The sequence below is a fragment of the Flavobacterium glucosi genome, from assembly GCF_048286535.1.
Lineage (GTDB): Bacteria > Bacteroidota > Bacteroidia > Flavobacteriales > Flavobacteriaceae > Flavobacterium.
This window is the reverse complement of sequence record NZ_JBLVPK010000003.1, coordinates 318,510-337,868: the sequence shown is the minus strand read 5'-3', so window position 1 is coordinate 337,868 and position 19,359 is coordinate 318,510. Positions and strand designations below refer to the sequence as shown.

The window sequence follows — 19,359 nt, the reverse complement described above, 5'->3', positions numbered from 1 at the left end:
ATACCTATGTTAAAAATCATTCTATTTTCATTAATTAGTTTCGCATCTCTTACTGCACAAGAAGTAAAAACAGATACTATTTCAAAAGCGGCGATTGCTAAAAATATTAAATTCAATTATAAACAACTTATTATTCCGGCTGTATTAATAGGATATGGTTTTATAGGAATTGAAAGTGACCAGTTAAAAAGTTATAATTCTGAAATACAGGAGGAAGTAAAAGAAGATATTGACAGAAAGACAACTATTGATGATTTTTCGCAATATGCGCCGATACTTTCAGTTTACGCATTGAACGCAGCTGGAATAAAAGGAAAAAATAATTTAAGGGATCGTTCTGTAATATTGGCTACTTCCTACATCATTATGTCTACAACGGTTCTGGGTTTGAAATCGTTAACCAAAATTGAAAGGCCTGATGGGAGTTCTAATAATTCTTTCCCATCAGGTCACACTGCAACTGCTTTTGCAGGAGCTGAATTTTTATGGCAGGAGTACAAAGAAAAATCCCTTTGGTATGGTATATCAGGATATATTGTTGCAGCAGGAACTGGAGCATTTAGAATTGTCAACAATAAACATTGGCTGACAGACGTCGCTGCTGGAGCAGGAATTGGAATTTTAAGTACTAAAATTGCGTATTGGATGAATCCATACATAAATAAGAAATTATTTAGATCCGAAAAAAATAATTCAACATCAGTTATTGCACCTTTTTACAATGGAAAAGAATTAGGATTCTGTTTTGCAACAACTTTTTAAAACATCACTGAGGTCATCACTGAAATTATTAAATATTTCGAATTTTGGACCATTAGGTCCATTAAAAATCCTTATAAACATCTGATTTATAAGGATTTTTAATTTTAGGTGACATTTTAGGTGGAGTTTTTAAATGTTAATTAAAAATATTTTTTCAACTACTCCCAGAAAAAAACTTAACTTTCTTAATACTTTTAACACATTGCAAAAAATAGCTACCGAATTAGACAGGTTTTTGATTTTTTGAAAAATTGTTGTTTCCTACTTTACAGCAGCCTTATCAGTCAAGAATAATAATTTTCCATCTAAAGGTTTAATTAATTGCATAGGATATTTTTCGGGATTGTAATCTCCATATAAAACTTCGTTTAAGGCATGCGCTTTATTTTCTCCAAAAGTTACAACCACAATTTCCTTCGCTTTATTGATTATAGGCGCTGTTAGCGTTATTCGATACATACTTTGCGACTCAAGATAATAGGCCGATACCCATTTATCATTTTCTTGTAATACGGCTTCACCTGGAAAAAGTGATGCGGTATGGCCATCATCGCCCATTCCTAATAAAACAAGGTCAAATTGCCCTTCTTCTCCTGTAAGACTTTTAATTGATTTTTCATATTCCAAAGCATATTCCTCAGGTGAAAAACCTTCGTTATACATAAGAAATACGTTGCTTTTTGGTATACCAACATGACTGAGCAGGTAATCGTATGACATTTTTGCATTACTGCGTGCATCATCAAGCGCCACCCAGCGCTCGTCACCCCAAAAAACAAAAACATTATCCCAATCTATTTTGGCTTTGTATTGAGGTGTTGCCAAAAGCTTATACATGGATAGAGGAGAAGAACCGCCAGTAAGTACCACCAAAAAGCGTCCCCGTTTCTGTATTGCGTTTTGTGCAGCAGCTATAAATATATTGGCTGCATAGGGTGCTATTTCTTCTTTATTATTAAAAATACTTACCATTTGTTACTTTTTTTCTTCTTGTTCTATGTCATTAAGTGTGTTTGATGCCCAAGTATGTCCCTGACGGGCTAGTAATTCATTTGCTGCCTCAGGGCCCCAGCCACCAGCTTCATATTTATGTAAACTTGAAAATTTATCATTTTCCCAGGCTTCCTGAATGGTAGTTACTACATCCCAAGCTTCTTCAACTTGATCCGAACGCATAAATAATGTAGGGTCTCCCTGCAAAGCATCCAATAATAGTGTTTCATAAGCTTCAGGTGATTGTGTAGAGCATGAAAAATAATCAAACACCATCTCAGCAGGTTTTAGCGAAAGAGACAGGCCCGGTTTTTTTGTCATAAACTGTAACCGAATATCCATAGCTGGCTGAATGTTTATAATTAAGCGGTTTGGCATCATATTTTCTTTCCCAAAAGAAAAGGTAGAATGAGTTACCGGATTGAACTGTATGACGATAGAGGATTGTTTTTCTTTCATTCTTTTGCCCGTTCGAACATAAAAGGGAACACCCTGCCAGCGCCAGTTATCCAGGTAAAATTTCATCGCTACAAATGTTTCTGTATTAGAATTGGATGCAACTCCTTTTTCTTGCAAATATCCAGGTACAGATTTGTCTTTTATTGAGCCCTTATCATACTGACCCCTTACCGTGTAATGTTTCACTTCCTCAGGAGTTATGCGGCGTATTGCTTTTAAAACGTCAGCTTTGCGGTTTCTGATTTCATCTGCTTGCAATGAATTGGGGGCTTCCATCGCTACCATGGTTAAAATTTGCATCAGGTGGTTTTGTATCATATCCCTGAGTGCTCCGGCTCCTTCATAAAAACCGCCACGGTCTTCAACTCCAACTTCTTCTGCAACAGTAATCTGTATAGAATCAATAAAATTACGGTTCCAGAGTGGCTCAAACATTGAATTTCCAAAGCGGAAAGCCAGGATATTCTGCACGGTTTCTTTGCCCAGATAGTGATCTATTCGGTAAATCTGTTTCTCTTCAAAGGTTTCTGACAATAGCTTATTTAGCAACTCTGCAGAACTTTTATTGTAACCAAAAGGTTTTTCAATAATGATGCGATCCTGTTCCGGATTAGCGGCAAGGTCTAGTTTTTTAATATTGTTAGAGATCGTTGCAATTAAAGAGGGTGCTATTGACAGGTAAAAAAGCCTGTTACCACGTTCCCCAAAAGACAAATCTATGGCGTCCAACTTTAATTTCAGTACTTGAAATGATTCTTCTTGGTCGATATCATTTTGTAAATAAGTGATATGAGAAGCAAATTTCTGATAGGCTTTATCAGAGGTTATTTTATTTCTGGAAAACGCTGTCAGGTTATTGCTCACATCGCTTCTGTAGGTCTCATCGTCTTTTATTGCTCTTCCAAGCGCAATGATCTCAAACTTTTCTGGCATTCGACCATCAAGATAAAGATTATAAAAGGCAGGGAAAAGCTTTCTTTTTGCTAAATCGCCTGTTGCCCCAAAAACAAGAATGATGGTTGGCTTTATAGTATCGAGATTATTCATTTTGTTCCATTTAAAATTTAGTCATTCCACTCTGTGTGGAATGTACCGTTAGTATCAATGCGCTCATACGTATGTGCCCCGAAGTAGTCACGCTGCGCTTGTATAAGGTTAGTAGGAAGCGTTTCAGATCGGTAAGCATCAAAATAAGCTAAGGAATTCATTAAACCCGCAATAGGTATCCCTTTTTGAACTGCGAATTGTACCGTAGATCTAATGCTGGATTGATTTTGGTTTATGGCCTCAGCAATAGTATCATCGAGCAGTATGTTTTTTAGTTCTCCATTCTTAGCATAAGCCTGTCTGAAATCTTCAAGTGCTACCGAACGAATAATACATCCACCACGCCAAATTTTAGCTATGGTCTCCAGGTTTAGATTATAATTATACTCTTGTGAAGCTTTGGTTAACAATGCTAATCCTTGAGCATAGGTTATTAATATAGAAAAATGTAACGCTCCTTTAAGCGCTTCTATAACCAAAGGCAAGTCAGTGTTACTTTGTTCCGCATTCCAAATTAATTTTGCCGAAGCTAGAATTCTTTCTGGTTTGTTTTTAGACATATTACGCAGGGTTACCGCAGCGTCTATAGTGGGCAGCGGTACCTCTAAGTCCATCCCATTTTGGGAAGTCCATTTTCCGGTTCCTTTAGATTTTGCCCAATCCGAGATTACATTTATTAGCTTTTGGCCGTCGGTATCTGTTTTCTTTAAAATATGTCCTGTAATTTCAATCAAGTAGGATTGAAGTTCGGTGTCATTCCAGTCTTCAAACACTTTTTGAATCGTAGTATCGTCTAGACCGTACCCTCGTTTCATAAGATCGTATACCTCAGAAATAAGCTGCATAATACCATATTCGATTCCGTTATGGGCCATTTTTACGTAATTACCTGCAGATCCATTGCCTAAATATTCTACACAAGGTTCCCCATCCACTTTGGCCGCTATGGATTCAAAAATAGGCCGAAGTCTTTCATAGGCTTCTTTATTACCGCCGGGCATAAGGCTCGGGCCAAATCGGGCTCCTTTTTCCCCACCAGAGATGCCCATTCCAAAAAAATGGATCCCTTTGGCTGATAATTCTGTAAATCTACGGTCGGTATCTGTAAAATAGGTATTGCCTCCGTCGATAAGAATGTCTCCTTTATCTAGGTGGGGCAGTAGGCTTTGAATAACAGTATCCACAGGTTTTCCTGCGGGTACTAATATCATAATTGCTCTTGGTTGTTTAAGAAGTTCCAGAAACTCTTTTACTTCTGTTGTGGCCTTAATTTGGTGCTGGGAATTAGCTTCCTGTGTCAGGGATAAAACTTTTTCCGTATCCAAATCCAAGCCTGCTACAGCATGCTTTTGGTCCGCCATATTTAAGAGCAGATTCCGACCCATTACCCCTAAGCCCACTATACCAAAATCAAATGTTTTCATAATTAGTATCTAAATTTATTATACAAAAAAAAAGGCTGGAATTTATTTGTAAATTCCAGCCTTCATCCAATAATTACGCTACAGTTACACTGTTTATAGCTTCTTTTAATGCTTTTGCAGCAGCAGCGGGATCTTCAGCACCATAAATGGCACCACCTGCAACAGCTACATCTGCACCAGCAGCTACAACATCTTTAATTGTATCGATGTTTACACCACCTGCAACAGAAAAGGGAACTTTTGCTAGTTTTCCTTCGCTAATAAGTGTTTGTACAGAGTATCCTGCTAATGTTTGTTCGTCAAGACCAGCATGTAACTCTACAAAAGCAACTCCAAAAGCAGTTACCTCTTGAGCTCTTTCTACTCTGTTTTTAACTCCAATAGTATCAACTACTACCTTTTTACCGTGTTTCTTTGCAGCTTCTACCGCTCCTTTTATGGTAGCATTATCAACAGCACCCATAACTGTTACTAAATCTGCACCTGCTAAAAATGCGATTTCAGCTTCTAAGAAACCAGTATCTGCAATTTTCATGTCTGCAAAAATTAATTTGTCAGGGAAAGCGGCTTTCATTGCCGTAACCACTTTTAGACCTTCCGATTTAATTAGCGGTGTTCCTAATTCTATAATGTCCACGTACGGAGCTACTTTGTGTGCCAATTCTAATGCTGCTTCTGTAGTAAGTAAATCAATTGCGACTTGTAATTTTGTCATGTCTAAATGTATAAAAAAAATTAATAATAAATAATATAAAAAAATAGTTATTCCAGGTTGGCGTGTTTGGGCCATAGGTCTTCTTTAGTCAAACCTGATTCTTGCCATAAGGTCATAAAAACACTTTCTAACACCAATAATGTAAACTGTTCAAAAAGGCTGCCCGCATATTGTTGAGAAACGGAAATACCGAAGTCTGTTTTTGTTGCAGCATTTACTAATATAATAGTGTCTGCCACTACGGCTAATTTGCTTTCTGCATCGGCAGTAATAGCAATAATTGTAGCTTCTTGACTCTTCGCCTTCTCAGCTGATGATAGTACAGAAGAAGTAGTACCCGAACCTGATGCCATAAGTAGTAAATCTCCTTTTAGAATAGCAGGTGTATTTGTTTCTCCTACAATGAATACCGTATACCCTAAATGCATAAACCGCATAGCCGCCATTTTTAATGCAAGTCCGCTCCTCCCAGCTGCCATAACAAAAATTCGTTTGGCGGCTTTAATTTCGTGAACCAAAACTTTTATCTGTTGAGGATTTATTTGATTTGCCAGTTGTCTATTTTCCTCTAAAATAGCAAGCAAATTATTGTTTGTCAAAGTATCAGTGTTCATTTGTTTTATTTTAAGTAAAGTCATGCGTTCCTTTAACTATTCCAATTCGTAGCAATACGATTGGGTAATTATACATGCTGTTCTCGAGTGTTTGCCTTTTGGTATTGCGTAATTGAAAGTACAGGATACCTTTTAGTTTAATTCCTCCTAAACAGCATTAAACTAAATAATTAAGCTGGAATCGCTTTTTAGCAACAGCAGTAAGTCTTTTTTGTAGTTCTAATTACTGATGCAAAGATATAGTAGCAGTGAGGGTAGGGTGTTATATAAACAAGACTATGCGGTATAAATTTGCGCCAGTTCGTTTTGTAGGTCCGTTGGGGTTTCCTTTAGTTTAGCTTTTACAAATTTATTAAGTGCAGATGGGGAACTGAACCCAAGGTCAAATGCTATTTCTTTGTGTGAGAGATCACTAAACAGTAATTGTCGTTTAATTTCTGTAAGGATTCGGTTGTGGATAGCATTTATAGCAGTTTCGCCAGAATATTTTTTATTCAGTGCATTGAGTTTTTTAGTACTGATAGCCAGTTTTGAGGCATAGTATTGTACGGTACGCTCACTTTTATATTGATGGTTCAAAAGTTTTTTAAATTCGATATAAGTATGTTGATTTGGTCCTTGCGCATCATGATGTAAAACAGGATGCTGCCCATGTATCGATTCTATGAGTCCCAAAAGGAAAATTTTGATATAAAAACGCGCCTGTTCCTTTTTGACAAGGCTGGGGGCGTTGTAAATGTCTTGTATATTCTTTATAATTGGAAGCACCTGTTCAAATTCAAGGCTAGAAAGTGCAGTACAATTCAGGTGTGCTGATAGGTTAACATTATAAGCACTAAGCTCATTTTTTAATATATCGGAACAAAACAATACTTCTTCAAATAATATAATTTTACCTGTCAAATCAGTACTCAGATTAGATAAAAAGTGAATTTGATCTGGAAATATAACGGCTATTTTTCCTGAATTTAATAAATATATTTTGTCTTCGATATGTATTTTACTAGTTCCAGACTCCACTAGGATGATGCAAAAATGATCTTTTTTATGTGGTTTCAAATAATCTTGAATACTTTCCGTCCCGAGGTCAAAAACGCGGAAAGACAAATTTTTATCATCCGTTTTTTGAATATTTTTCTTAATCTCAAACCTTTTTAAGTCCATGTGATATTTTCTATTTAACTGCATAGCGCGCTCAAATTACCAACTTTAAGCAAACGATAATACTTGTAACTATAATTTATTAAATTCAATTAGCTTAATTAATACAAGTGTTTTTCTGTTTACATGAAATTAATAGATTTGTAACTATGTAAAATATTCGAAAAACGAAGTAGAAGTAAATTTATTTAAAAAATAAGGGACAAATATACGTTTTTCTAAATTTCAAGAAAATAGTTTTGCTTGAAATTAGGCTTAAATTAGATTCAGTACTGTTTATTCTGTTAATATTTAATTTTAAAAGGGTAAAAATGAGTGCTGTAATGATCATAAAAAGTCCAATGTATATGGATTATTCTTGAAAAATTGCCTCCTTTCTGAATAAACGTCATAAGAACAAAATGACAGGTGCTGCAATGCAAATAGGAGTTACACTTTTAGTTATAAATATAAATAAGAGGTTCAATGTTATTTCAAAAAGTCCTCGCAAAGCATAATCCTAATTCTTTTCAATTGTAAAAAGGTGCAGTAACTGATGTTGTATTATTTCTTTCGGATCTAAATAATTTCTTATTTATATCAAGGATTTATCTAATAGACAATTTTGGTGCTTAAAATACCAATTCCAGCGCCAGCTTTAAGATCTGTCAGCCAATGTTTATCAACGATAATTCTAAATACTCCGGTTACTATAGCAACCAGATATCCTGAAATTCCATACCAAATTGATTTGTCTTTGTATTACTGTCATAAAAATTCAGTTTCGGCAAAAGCAATAGCAATGTGTCCTGATGGAAAATAATTTTTTGAACTTCCGTCAGATCTTTTGGCCTAGGTTAACGATTTTAATCCCAAAACGAATGCTGACATTATGATATAGGAAGTCACCAATTTTACAGAAGATCCTTCAGGTTATTTTTTCCTTTTATTCCTGCTGCATTAAGCGCATAAACTGAAACGAAGGTTGCATACTGAGAAAAATTATCAATAGTTGTCTTGGTATCATTATCTTCTTTTACTTCCGTTTGGATTTCTAAATTATTTTTTTTTATCTAGTCACTTTCAATACCAATAAAGCTATATCCCAACAATAGAGCCGGAATAATAAGCTGTTTATAATTGAATTTAATATTTTGAGGAATCTCTTTCTTCAAAATAGTATTTGTTTTTACTGCCTGCGCATTTACAGTATCGATACTAAAAAATACTGACACAATAATTTTAACATCTCATTTTTTTAAAAATTATAGATTAATTCTGAACTCATTTAATATTAATCTACGTAAAATGTTTAAAATGTTTTTCATTCTTGAAAACTAAAAACAATAAAGTGGGCAATACAATTAAAAGTAAAGGCATCGCCATAATGAATCCTCCAATAACTGCAATCGCTAGTGGCTGATGCAATTCTGAACCCGTCCCAATTCCCATTGCAAGGGGAAATAAGGCTATGATTGCTCCAAGCGCGGTCATTAATTTGGGGCGCAAACGAGTGGAAATTGAATAAATTATAGATTCATTTACATTCCGTGTCAATTTAAAAGTTTCTCTAAATTGTAAAAAAGTAAAAATAGCATTCTCACTTATTATTCCTACTATCATAATAATTCCTGTGTAACTCCCCACGTTTAATGGCGTTCCTGTTAGAAAAAGCAAGATATAACTTCCTGCAATTCCCAAAACAGAAATTATTAAAATTACCAATGCTACTCTAAAATCTCTAAATAAAAATAAGATCACACCAAAAACCAATAAGGAAGAAGCGATTAGGATCATCAACAACTCCTTGAACGATTGCTGTTGCTCTTTATAAGCTCCTGCATATTCTATATAATAACCACTTGGTAAATGAATATTACGTGTAACTTGTGTTTGAATATCCTTCATCACACTTCCTAAATCTCTATTATCCAGTCTTCCGGTCACCACACTTATCATTTGGAGATTTTCTCGTTCTATTTCAGCTACTCCTTTTTGAGCTGAAATAGTAACTAAACTGGAGATAGGAATGGATTGTCCATTTGGTAAAAAAAGTTGCAATTTTTTAATGTTTTCTAAACTTCTTTTTTCTGAATTTTTATAGATTAATCGAATGGGAATTATGCGTTCATTCTCTAATAAATTCCCAATAACATTCCCTTCAAGCGCAGTTTGCAACTGAAATTGCAAGTCGGCTGGAGTGATTCCATACTGCGCTAACTGAGTATAATTAGGCACAATATTTATGGATGGTCCCGCCAAAATAATACCGTCAAATACATCAGCGGTACCTTTTACTTTTTCGACAATTGCATTTACTTTTTTGGCTATTTTTTGTAGTTCAGCTTGATTATTGCCAAATATTTTTACTTCAATGGGCGAAACAGAACTCATTAAGTCTCCCAACATATCGCCTATCACCTGACCAAAATCAATACGTAAAGCAGGCTGAGTCGCTTCTACTTTTTGTCTGATTTCATCAATAATAGCATTGCTAGTTTTACTTCGGTCCTTTTTCAATTGAATCAAATAATCCCCGCGATTGGGTTCCGTTATAAAAAATCCCATTTGTGTTCCTGTACGGCGACTGTACGCTTCTACTTCAGGAATTTTTATAATTATTTTTTCCACTTCTTTGAGCATTCTATCAGTCTCTTCAAGTGAAGTTCCTGGCGGGCTTTCATAATCCAAAATGATACTCCCTTCATCCATTTCTGGTAAAAAACCAGTTTCTAAATTAGGCAGTATAATAAAAATAGAAAGTACCAGAACGATACAAAATGAAATACTAATTATCGGTTTTCCAATAAAATAAGCTACCCAAGTCTGCGTTTTTACGTCATGGATTTCAGTTTCGTTTTTCGATTGAGAATTATTTTCTTTTTTGGAAAGCAATAAATAAACCACCGGAAGTAACAGCCAAGTCACAAAAAAAGAACAGACCAAAGTGATTATCATCGTATCCGTTAACACTTTAAAATACGAACCAGCAACACCGCTCATTAAAACAAAAGGAATAAAAATCACAATCGTACTTATGGAAGAACCTACCATTGCCGGAAACAAATAGTGAACTGCCTTTTGCAAAAGAGATACAGTAGGCTCATCAGGATGTTCCTCGTGTGTTCTATGAGTTTGCTCTACAACTACAATCGCATCGTCAATAATTAATCCTAAAGCCGCTGCAATCGCTCCCAAAGTCATAATATTGAATGTTTGTCCGGTTAGGTACAAAACAATTAGTGTGAGTCCTAAAGTAACGGGAATAACAATCAAAATAGTGGCACTGGCTTTCACCGATTTTAAAAATAAAACAGCAACAATTATGGCCAACAAAAGTCCTATTAACAAACTATCCGTTACACTTTTTACTGCATCATTTACAAAACTGGCCTGCTCATAAAATGGCGTTATTTTTATGTTTTTCGGAAGGATTTTTTTTAATGATTCCAGTTTATCATGCATCGCCTCTGATAGCGTAATCAAATTTGAATTGGGTTGCTTGAGAACTGCTATAAGAATACTTTCTTTACCATTGGCATTAACTTTTATGTATTCTTTAGCTTCCCTAATTTCCACCGAAGCAATATCTTTTACCGTTACAATTCCTTTTCCGTTATTACGAATAACCAGATTTTCCAATTCCTCCTTTTTATCAACCTGAGCATCTGTAATTGTAAGATATAAATACCGGTAATCCGACAAATACCCATTGGATTTAATAAAATTAGTTTGACTTAATACTTGTGTGATAGCATCCGGTGTAATTCCTAATGCTGTCATTTTAGTAAAATCAAGTGACAACCAATATTCTTTTTCTTTTCCGCCAATAATCCGAATCTCAGAAACACCATCAATTTGAGAAAGGAAAGGTTTTATGGTATAATTGGCTATTTTTTTGAGTTCAATAGCGGAGAGTCCTTTTCCTTCTATAGCATATCCAATTACCGGAAGAATCGAAGGATTCATTTTTTCGACTGAAATTTGTGTATCTGGCGGAAGATTATTTTTTATCTGATTGATTTGCTCTTCTATCCTGGTTTTACTCAAATCGATATCGGACTTCCAATCCATGAATGCCGAAATCTCACAACTTCCTCTGCTGGTTGTGCTCCTGATTGTTTTTAAATCCTGTACTTTTTTTATGGCATTTTCCAACGGTTTTGTAACCGTAATCATCATTTTATCGATGGGTTGTTGTCCCGCATCAGCAATGATTTTTATTTTCGGAAAAGTAATTTCGGGAAATAAACTGGTTTGCATTTTAGAATACGCAAAAAAGCCCCCCAGAATAATTAGAAAAATGATGGCACTCAGTCCGTTTTTATGTTTGACAAAAAAGTTATTCATTTCATATTTTTGAATTGTCATTGGCTTTAGCCAATGTTATAGATTTACAGTGATTGGCTTTAGCCAAAATTTAGGTGTTATTTCGGCTAAAGCCAATCAACTGACTCATCCCAATCCGCTGGTTAAAACCAGTGGCAATTGACGAAAAAAGTACAGGGTAATTTCAAAGACTCAAATGGTATTACACTCATTAATTCTTCATCACTTTTACTTTAATTGTATCTGCAACACCATAATTTCCTGAAAGTAAAATTTTATCTTCAGGAGTTAAAACCGGCGACAGAATCTCTACTTTATCTTGAGTTTCTACTCCTTTTTTTATTGGAATTTTTATTGCTGTATTGTTATTAATCAGTTTCATAATCCAAAAATCCGTTTCCGTTTCATTACTTAAAACGGCTGCTTTTGGCAACGAAACAGTTTTTAAATTGGAACTTTTATTAATTCTGACTTTTACAATTAAATTCTCTGGAATATCATGTTTGCCAATTACTTTTAGAATCACACTTTGCGTTTGCGAAGTGGCATCGACAGTAGGCATGTATTTTTGAACTTTCGCTTTTACCAAAGTACTATCCGGCAGGATTACCGTTAGTTCTTCATTGATTGAAACATATTTTTTGAACTCATAAGGCAAACTCAGAACAATAGCAAAACTATTGGAGTCATTGATAGAAACTAATGGATCACCATCCTGAACATAATCACCTTGTTGCACATTTACTGAAGTTACAAAGCCATTAGTATTTGCTCTTACTTTTATGGCTCCGCCAAAGTTTAAACTTGGATCAATTTTATTAATCGTATTCCCTAGCACTTTTGCTTCACGGGTTTTTATCGAAAATAATATCGCCCCGTTAGAAACATAATCATTGGAAGCCACATTAACTGAATTTAAATACCCCGTAGCATTTGCTTTTATAACATTTTTTACCAAATAAGCGGCTGTAGCATTCAGATCAATATAACTTTGAATTGAACGGGTATCAATAGTCGTTAAAGTCACAGGAACACTCGCGTCAATTATTTTTTCGACTTCGTTGCTATTTTTACAGGAAATAAAAAAAAGTGCTGTAAGGATAAAAAATAGAATTGTTTTCTTCATAGAATTAGTCATTAAAACTCCAATAATTAATTTCATTTATGATTTGGAGTTTGTTGCTATTATTTTGGGAAATGGCATTTTTGATGGCTATTAAATTGCCAACAGCAATACTATATTCTGTGATTTGTGCATCTCCGGTAAGCAATAATTTTTTATTCGCTTCAATTAATGCGTCAGCAATAAGAAGCTGCGATTGCAACTGATGTTCTACAGCTGCTGATTGTTTCAAATTCAAATTCAACATCAATAATTGTTGTTGGTATTGTTTATTAAAATTGCTTTTATAAGCTAAATTAGTAGCTAATGCCGCATCATTTTTTTGATGCTGCAAAGTACGTTGGTTGCCATCATAAATAGGAATTGACAGTCCTAAACCCACACTAAATCCAAAATTTTTATATGCCTGATAAGCAAAACTGGAATTATAACCTGCATCACCTAATAAAGACAAGGACGGTTTATAACTGTAATCAATGAATTTATTTTGATTCTGAAGTTTCAGACTGTCCACTTCAAATTGTTTCACAAAAACTATTTTCTTAGAAGATCGACTCTCTTTCAAAGTAATTTCAGGCTTTTTTAAATTAATAAAAGTCGTATCGGTTTCTCCTGAAAGGTAATTCAACAAAGCCAAATCATTTTGATATTGCTGTTTTAATTGTAATAATACTAAATCCTGTTGCTTTACCGTTGCACTAAAAATTAAATAATCCGTTTGTTTATAAACTGCATTTTGGGTTAATTTTTTTAGAATGCTTGTTTCTTTTTTTAAAAGAGTTGCAATTTTCTGATTAAAACCAATTTGTTCTGAACTTGCCGAAGCCGAAATATATTGAGCAACAATGGTTTTGTTTAAATCTTTTAAAGTAATTTTTTGATTCAAAATTAAAGCTTGCTTTATCAATTGGAATGAATCTGATTGTGAATTGATTCTTTTTTTTCCAATTATTTTCTGGTTAACACCTATCAAACCCGAAACAGATTGTCCGTTACTTAGCGCGGTATCATAACCAAAACCATTAATTATAGGCGCATAATTAACATTAAGATTTCCGGTAACTTGTGGCTTATAAACTGCTCGATTCAATAAACTATCCAGTGTCGCTGATTTTATTTGATTGCTGTAATCTTTAAGTAAAGGAGAATTATTTTGTGCTTTGGTAATGAAGTAATTCAAATCTTTTTCTTGCGAAAAAGATTTGAAACAAATAAAAATTAATAGTAAAAGCTTCCATTTCATTGGATAAATTTATGTAAAAAGAATGACACTATTTAGAAATTGGCTCAACAACTAGAATAACGAACGAATTAAGTACTATTCCTGCTCGTGGTTTTGGGTTTTCTGCTGTTGGCTCTGGTTTTGCACTAAAATCCGCCGTAGGCAAATACAGTTAATTTGTAGTTTTGTTCAGTGCAATGGTTCTGGCCCCTTTTTGCGTCTGCAAAAGTAAACAGATCTTCTTTGGGCAAGCACAATTCGTATTTTTGTTTTACTTTCCCTTTTGGATCCAACGATTGCCATTCGTAATACCCACTAGCAATAACCAAGCATCTTTTATTATTTACCATCAATTATTAAATCAGCTGTCCGAAAACAGATTTACGGAAAAAATAATTACTGATACGTATCGTTTTTTTAGACAATTTACAAATTTAATTGAGAAGCTGATTTTACAGCTTCTCTTTTTTTCTATTATCGGACAACAATAACAATCTTCACATTTAAACAGAGAATTCTTATTTATTTTAAATAAATATGTCGTTAATCGATTTTATTGAAGCTTTACACAATTTAATGTTAAAGTGTTTTTATTTTAGTGTGGAAAAAAATAATCGTTTTTCGAATAATTATAAGTTCGAAATCGAAATGTTTCATCTATCTAATTACTTTTAACCAACCAACTAATTTTACATTTTATGATTAAAAAATTACAAAAAAAAGTGTTCCTCGCTGCAATATTTTGCTTTCAGGGAATAACGATGTTACATGCTCAGTCTACTGAACAGCAAATTGCCGCTAATTTAACAAATGATCAAAGAGTGAAGGTTTTTACCATGGAACCCAACCTAGGAACACCTTCTTTGATCACGATGAAATCGACAGGTTCAACGCTTTCTTTAAATGACACTCCTGCCTTCTTGCAAGCGGTGTTAGGTTTAAGTCAGGGAACCACTTTTGTAAAGGAAAATACCATCAATTCAAACGGTATTCAAATTGACAAATTCCAACAATACAATAATGGAATTAAAGTAGAACACGGCGTTTTTAAAGCCATTTCATCTAAAAACATTGTTCAAGGTTTTACTGCAGAGTTTTACAACCTCCCTTCAATGTCCATTAATCCTGGATTAAGTGAAAGCGCAGCCTTGCAAAAGGCTCTTAACCACGTAGGAGCAACTACCTATGCATGGGATTACATTCAGTCTTTAGGGAATTCACCTGAAATTACAGCCGCCTATAACGAAGTTTACCCTAAAGGTGAATTGGTTATCGTTGATAATTACATGACTCCTGCCGCCGATTTAACTTTGGCGTACAAGTTTAATGTTTACGCTGCTGAACCACTATCACGTGCTTACATTTATGTAGATGCAACAAACGGAGAAATCTTACTATTAGATGCCATAATTAAACATGCAGAAGCATTAAACGGAAAGGAAGAAGTTACAAAAACTATTAAAGCACCCGGAACAATAATTGCTAGACCATCGACCAACACATTTAAAATGGTGCCTTTCCCTGCAGCTTATACTGCCGCGACAGGAGAAACTCGTTATGCGGGAAATAGAGCTTTTCAGACTTCAAAAAACGCTAATGGATTTTGGGAATTAAAAGGAATTTCACCGTCTGGCATCTCAAATGAAACTAAAAGTTACAGAGGTTTAGGTGGTGCTCCGATAAGTGTACCAGGATTATCTGACTTGACTGTTTCTATATTTGATGGAGACAGTAGTGCCTTGTATAATGAAACAGCCGATAACAGTTGGACTTCAGCAGAGCATAAAAAAAATAATTTTTCTGCTACCAGCAGATACCCGGTTGCCAATGAATTCAATAATGATGATATAGCTCTAGATGCACATTGGGGCGCGGAAGTTGTGCTTGACTATTGGAAAAACATTCACAACAGATCAAGCTTTGATGATAAAGGTACAAAAATCATTAATTATGTACACTATGGTGATGCTTACGACAATGCTTTTTGGAACGGAAGCGCTATGACTTATGGTGACGGTAGTTACCAGGGTGGAACAAAACCAAATGGTTCTTTTGGGCCATTAACATCAATGGACGTATGTGCACACGAAATTGGACACGGTGTTTGTCAATTTACTGCTAATTTAGTGTACCAAAGAGAATCTGGGGCTATGAATGAAGGTTTTTCAGATATATGGGCGGCTTCAGTTGAAAATTACGTACTCACGAATATTGATGGAACCTTGCCATACGACCCATGGGGTATAGGAGAGCAAATTGATGAGCGTGATTTAGGTGTTGGACCAGGTCAAGCTACCACAAGAGCTTTGAGATGGATGGATGATCCAAAGGCGGCCACTGCACCAGACTCTTACGGAGGATTAAACTGGAAAGAACCGGAGTGTGGAACACCAACTTTGGCGAATGACCAATGTGGTGTGCATACGAACAGTGGTGTACTGAATAAATGGTATTACCTTATGGTAACTGGTTCTGGAAAAGCACTCTCTTTAGGGAAAAACAAAAAACCTTCCGATGATCAAATTACTGACAAAGGAAATGCCTATAAAGTATTACCTATAGGATATGACAAAGCTGATAATATTACGTATTTAGCAGAAACTATGCTTGCTCCTAATGCAAAATTTGCTAACATGCGTGCTGCCTCTATATTAGCTGCTCAAGTATTATACGGAATTGCATCTAATGAAGAAAAACAAGTTACAAATGCTTGGCATGCAGTAGATATTGGAAATGCATACGCTGCTGGGGTTCCTAATACAATTGTTTTCAGCACCAGTAATAATCAAATTTTATCTGAAAACAATCAAATTGATGGTTGTTCAGATGTTAACACATACGATATTGTAATTACAGGAAATCAGGTTTCTCCATCGGCAACAATAAGCTTTAATATTGCGGGAAGTACTGCAACTTTAGGACAGGATTTTACGCTATCTAATCAAAGTTTAACCTTTAACGGTACTGAAACAAAAACGCTTAAAATTACCGCAAATGATGACGCATTAATCGAAAATAATGAAACGATCGTATTGTCTTACTTATACAACGGTAAATTAGAAAAACAAGTATTTACTATAGTTGATAATGACTTTGTTCCTAGAACAGGTAAAGATGTTTTCGAACTATTAGCTACAGAAACTTTCTCACAAGTTGGTTTGCCTTCAGGATGGTCTACTGTTTTAATAGACACTGCAGGAACGAATGTATGGGCAATTAATGGTGCGTCAAGTGGAGCAGGAAGAGCATTTATTACAGAAGGACTCACAAATACTACATTTTATAATTCTAATGTTCCATCTAATACTATTTTAAGATCTCCGGTATTAAACGCTAGTGGGGCAAGTAATGTAACGGTAAGTTTTGATTGGGAAGCTGGTGGAGAAAGAGATGCTGCCGAAGAAAACAGTATTTTTGACTTTGGTGAGTTTGTTTATTCTACAGATGGTGCCACTTATATTTCAGTTCAGAAATTTGTGGGAACAGCTCCAATTGGTGCTGTAAATACAAGTGGAAAATACACGGGTATTATCAATCAATTAGATGGTCAGTCCTTCTATATTGGATGGAGATGGTTTAATGACTCCAATGCAGGATCTCCATTTAGTTTTGCGATTGACAATGTAGTTGTTTCTGCCAAACCGGCTGGAATAGAAACGCAAATAGGAGAACATGCCACTGCAACACTATATGCAGGAAATTCAATTTATTTCATTAGTACTACCGATAACGCTTTAATAGCTAAAGTTGAGAATGCTTCTGCAGATCTTGGATGTGTGACTTTATCTGTTATTGATGAAGGAACAACTGCCAAAACGTTTTCAAGTATTGCGACTACCAGAACTGAAAAAGCGTATGCTATAAATACTGCAAACGCTGAAGCTACTTATGATTTAACAGTTTATTACACAAATGAGGAGTTAAGTGCATTTAACAATGCATCCGCTTTAATTCCAATGAAAGTGAATAGTTCAAACATTGACGATGCTAATGACAAAGCAAAAAACTTTACATTAAATGGAGTTTTGACAGATGTTAACACATTAGGTCAATTTAGGGCTTACACCGGTAAATTCAAAGGTTCTGGATCTGTTACTCTTGTAAATAATTTTATCTATTGTACAGATGCACCAGCTCCTTGGATATCAGGTACAGTGGGTACTACTAATACAGGTTCAGTATGTTACAAAGGCGGTAATTTTGAAGTTACAGCTTCTGGAAGTGGATTTAATGATTCTAGAATTGATTCGTTTAATTTCACATACCAACAATTAATAGGTAATGGGGAGATAATTGCTAAAGTAACTAGTCTTAATAATACAAATAGAGCAGCTAGAGCGGGAGTAATGATCAGAGGATCTTTAGATAAAAGTGCTATGTTTGCTATGACTTCAATCGCTTCAAACCCTAATTTAACAGGAACAGCTGTTAATTTTGAATCCAGAAAAGCAGATGGAGAAAAATCTAAAATTTCTATATTTACTACTTGTATTTTGCCTAATTATATCAGAGTAGTTAGAAACGGAAGTACAGTTACTTCATATACTTCCTCTACAAATGGTAATTGGGTACAATTAGGTACCAATATTGTGAATTTTGGGGAAACAGTATTGATAGGATTAGCAAGTACATCAAATCTTGATGGAGTTAATACAGTAGCTAATTATACTGATGTTACTATAATCTCAGGTTCTGGAATGGCTAAATCTACAACGACTAAATCAGCTTTAAATCCAGTGGTTGAGGAGGATATTGAAGAGAATTCGGTTACGATTTACCCTAATCCGGCTGTTAACTCTCTCAGCATTGAGTTGTCAGATTCTACAGTTGAATCCATCGCGATTTACAATTTCTTGGGTAAAGTTGTGAGAGTTGAGAATTTGAAATCTCCTAACAAAAGTGCTAATATTGATGTTTCAGATTTTTCTAAAGGGTTATACCTTTTAAAAATAAATACTGCCGATGGAAGATCATTAAACAAAAGTTTCTTAAAAGAATAACTTTAATGGTTTTTAATTTCCTCAGATTAAGGGGCGGATTTATCCGCCCTTTTTTTATGCACGGACAATTCAATGTAGTACCATTATTGTCTCGTCCTAGTATAGCTTGACACTAAAATACAAGAAATGAAGACACAAACGTAAAAAAGATAAAAACAAATGCTCCAATTAGTAGAAAAGCATCTGGAATGATTAATGAGAAAGGTAAATCAAAAATTGTTGAGGTAGCTAAAAGTGACTTCCATATCAAGATTCGAAAAAAGCATGGTACCAAACAGTGTTAAGAATGCGGCAAAATCATCCAGAATATACTCTGGCGGAGTTTTGTGCACTGTTTGGAATGATCTGACAAGCTTGCTATTTAGCTCATGATATAGCAGCAAGAACAACTATAGCACATTGTGTCTTGCTCTTAAATTTCTTGTCGTTTTAGGTTACATAAAACTAGAACTAATTTTTTTTAGTACCTTCATTCTTGAAAATATTCGGCTAAAAGCTTCAAATCTTCTAGTAAAATCTTCGAATTTTGTC

General features: G+C 34.8%; 14 protein-coding genes. 3 read left to right on the top strand and 11 right to left on the bottom strand.

The features are described from left to right. Nucleotides 1–6: 6 nt before the first annotated feature. Nucleotides 7–762: a phosphatase PAP2 family protein gene (locus tag ACNQGD_RS07275; RefSeq protein WP_417998941.1), complete on the top strand. Its 756-nt coding sequence runs from the start codon at nt 7–9 to the stop codon at nt 760–762. A gap of 261 nt (nt 763–1,023) precedes the next feature. On the opposite strand, the gene pgl is transcribed toward ACNQGD_RS07275, so the two are convergent. The 6 genes from pgl to ACNQGD_RS07245 form a co-directional block, all read right to left on the bottom strand. Further along, entirely contained in the window at nt 1,024–1,734 is a 711-nt protein-coding gene (pgl, locus tag ACNQGD_RS07270; RefSeq protein WP_417998827.1) for a 6-phosphogluconolactonase, read from the bottom strand. Between the two features lie 3 nt (nt 1,735–1,737). Then, nucleotides 1,738–3,261, bottom strand: coding sequence for a glucose-6-phosphate dehydrogenase (zwf, locus tag ACNQGD_RS07265; RefSeq protein ID WP_417998826.1), 1,524 nt, complete (start codon nt 3,259–3,261; stop codon nt 1,738–1,740). 17 nt (nt 3,262–3,278) lie between these two features. Next, the gene (gndA, locus tag ACNQGD_RS07260) at nt 3,279–4,685 is read right to left on the bottom strand and encodes an NADP-dependent phosphogluconate dehydrogenase (RefSeq protein WP_417998825.1); all 1,407 of its coding nucleotides are present in this window, start codon (nt 4,683–4,685) and stop codon (nt 3,279–3,281) included. Between the two features lie 73 nt (nt 4,686–4,758). Continuing rightward, nucleotides 4,759–5,400: a 3-hexulose-6-phosphate synthase gene (gene hxlA / locus ACNQGD_RS07255; RefSeq protein WP_132002728.1), complete on the bottom strand. Its 642-nt coding sequence runs from the start codon at nt 5,398–5,400 to the stop codon at nt 4,759–4,761. Between the two features lie 47 nt (nt 5,401–5,447). Continuing rightward, entirely contained in the window at nt 5,448–6,014 is a 567-nt protein-coding gene (hxlB, locus tag ACNQGD_RS07250; RefSeq protein ID WP_417998824.1) for a 6-phospho-3-hexuloisomerase, read from the bottom strand. Between the two features lie 276 nt (nt 6,015–6,290). Further along, on the bottom strand, nt 6,291–7,178 hold the full coding sequence (locus tag ACNQGD_RS07245; protein WP_417998823.1) for an AraC family transcriptional regulator: 888 nt from the start codon (nt 7,176–7,178) through the stop codon (nt 6,291–6,293). A 604-nt stretch (nt 7,179–7,782) separates the two neighbouring features. On the opposite strand from ACNQGD_RS07245, the gene ACNQGD_RS07240 reads away from it, so the two are divergent. Next, nucleotides 7,783–7,977, top strand: coding sequence for a hypothetical protein (locus ACNQGD_RS07240; protein ID WP_417998822.1), 195 nt, complete (start codon nt 7,783–7,785; stop codon nt 7,975–7,977). Between the two features lie 250 nt (nt 7,978–8,227). On the opposite strand, the gene ACNQGD_RS07235 is transcribed toward ACNQGD_RS07240, so the two are convergent. From ACNQGD_RS07235 to ACNQGD_RS07215, 5 genes are all read right to left on the bottom strand, one after another. Further along, entirely contained in the window at nt 8,228–8,389 is a 162-nt protein-coding gene (locus ACNQGD_RS07235) for a hypothetical protein (protein WP_417998821.1), read from the bottom strand. Between the two features lie 64 nt (nt 8,390–8,453). Then, on the bottom strand, nt 8,454–11,504 hold the full coding sequence (locus ACNQGD_RS07230; protein WP_417998820.1) for an efflux RND transporter permease subunit: 3,051 nt from the start codon (nt 11,502–11,504) through the stop codon (nt 8,454–8,456). A gap of 190 nt (nt 11,505–11,694) precedes the next feature. Next, a complete protein-coding gene (locus tag ACNQGD_RS07225; protein ID WP_417998819.1) occupies nt 11,695–12,645 on the bottom strand; it encodes an efflux RND transporter periplasmic adaptor subunit in 951 nt (316 codons plus the stop codon). After that, on the bottom strand, nt 12,614–13,849 hold the full coding sequence (locus ACNQGD_RS07220) for a TolC family protein (protein ID WP_417998818.1): 1,236 nt from the start codon (nt 13,847–13,849) through the stop codon (nt 12,614–12,616). Before ACNQGD_RS07220 ends, ACNQGD_RS07225 begins: the two co-directional genes overlap by 32 nt. 125 nt (nt 13,850–13,974) lie before the next feature. After that, nucleotides 13,975–14,178, bottom strand: coding sequence for an SOS response-associated peptidase family protein (locus ACNQGD_RS07215; protein WP_417998817.1), 204 nt, complete (start codon nt 14,176–14,178; stop codon nt 13,975–13,977). A 348-nt stretch (nt 14,179–14,526) separates the two neighbouring features. Between ACNQGD_RS07215 and ACNQGD_RS07210 the strand changes: the two genes are divergently transcribed. Beyond that, entirely contained in the window at nt 14,527–18,828 is a 4,302-nt protein-coding gene (locus ACNQGD_RS07210; protein WP_417998816.1) for a M4 family metallopeptidase, read from the top strand. Nucleotides 18,829–19,359: the final 531 nt, after the last annotated feature.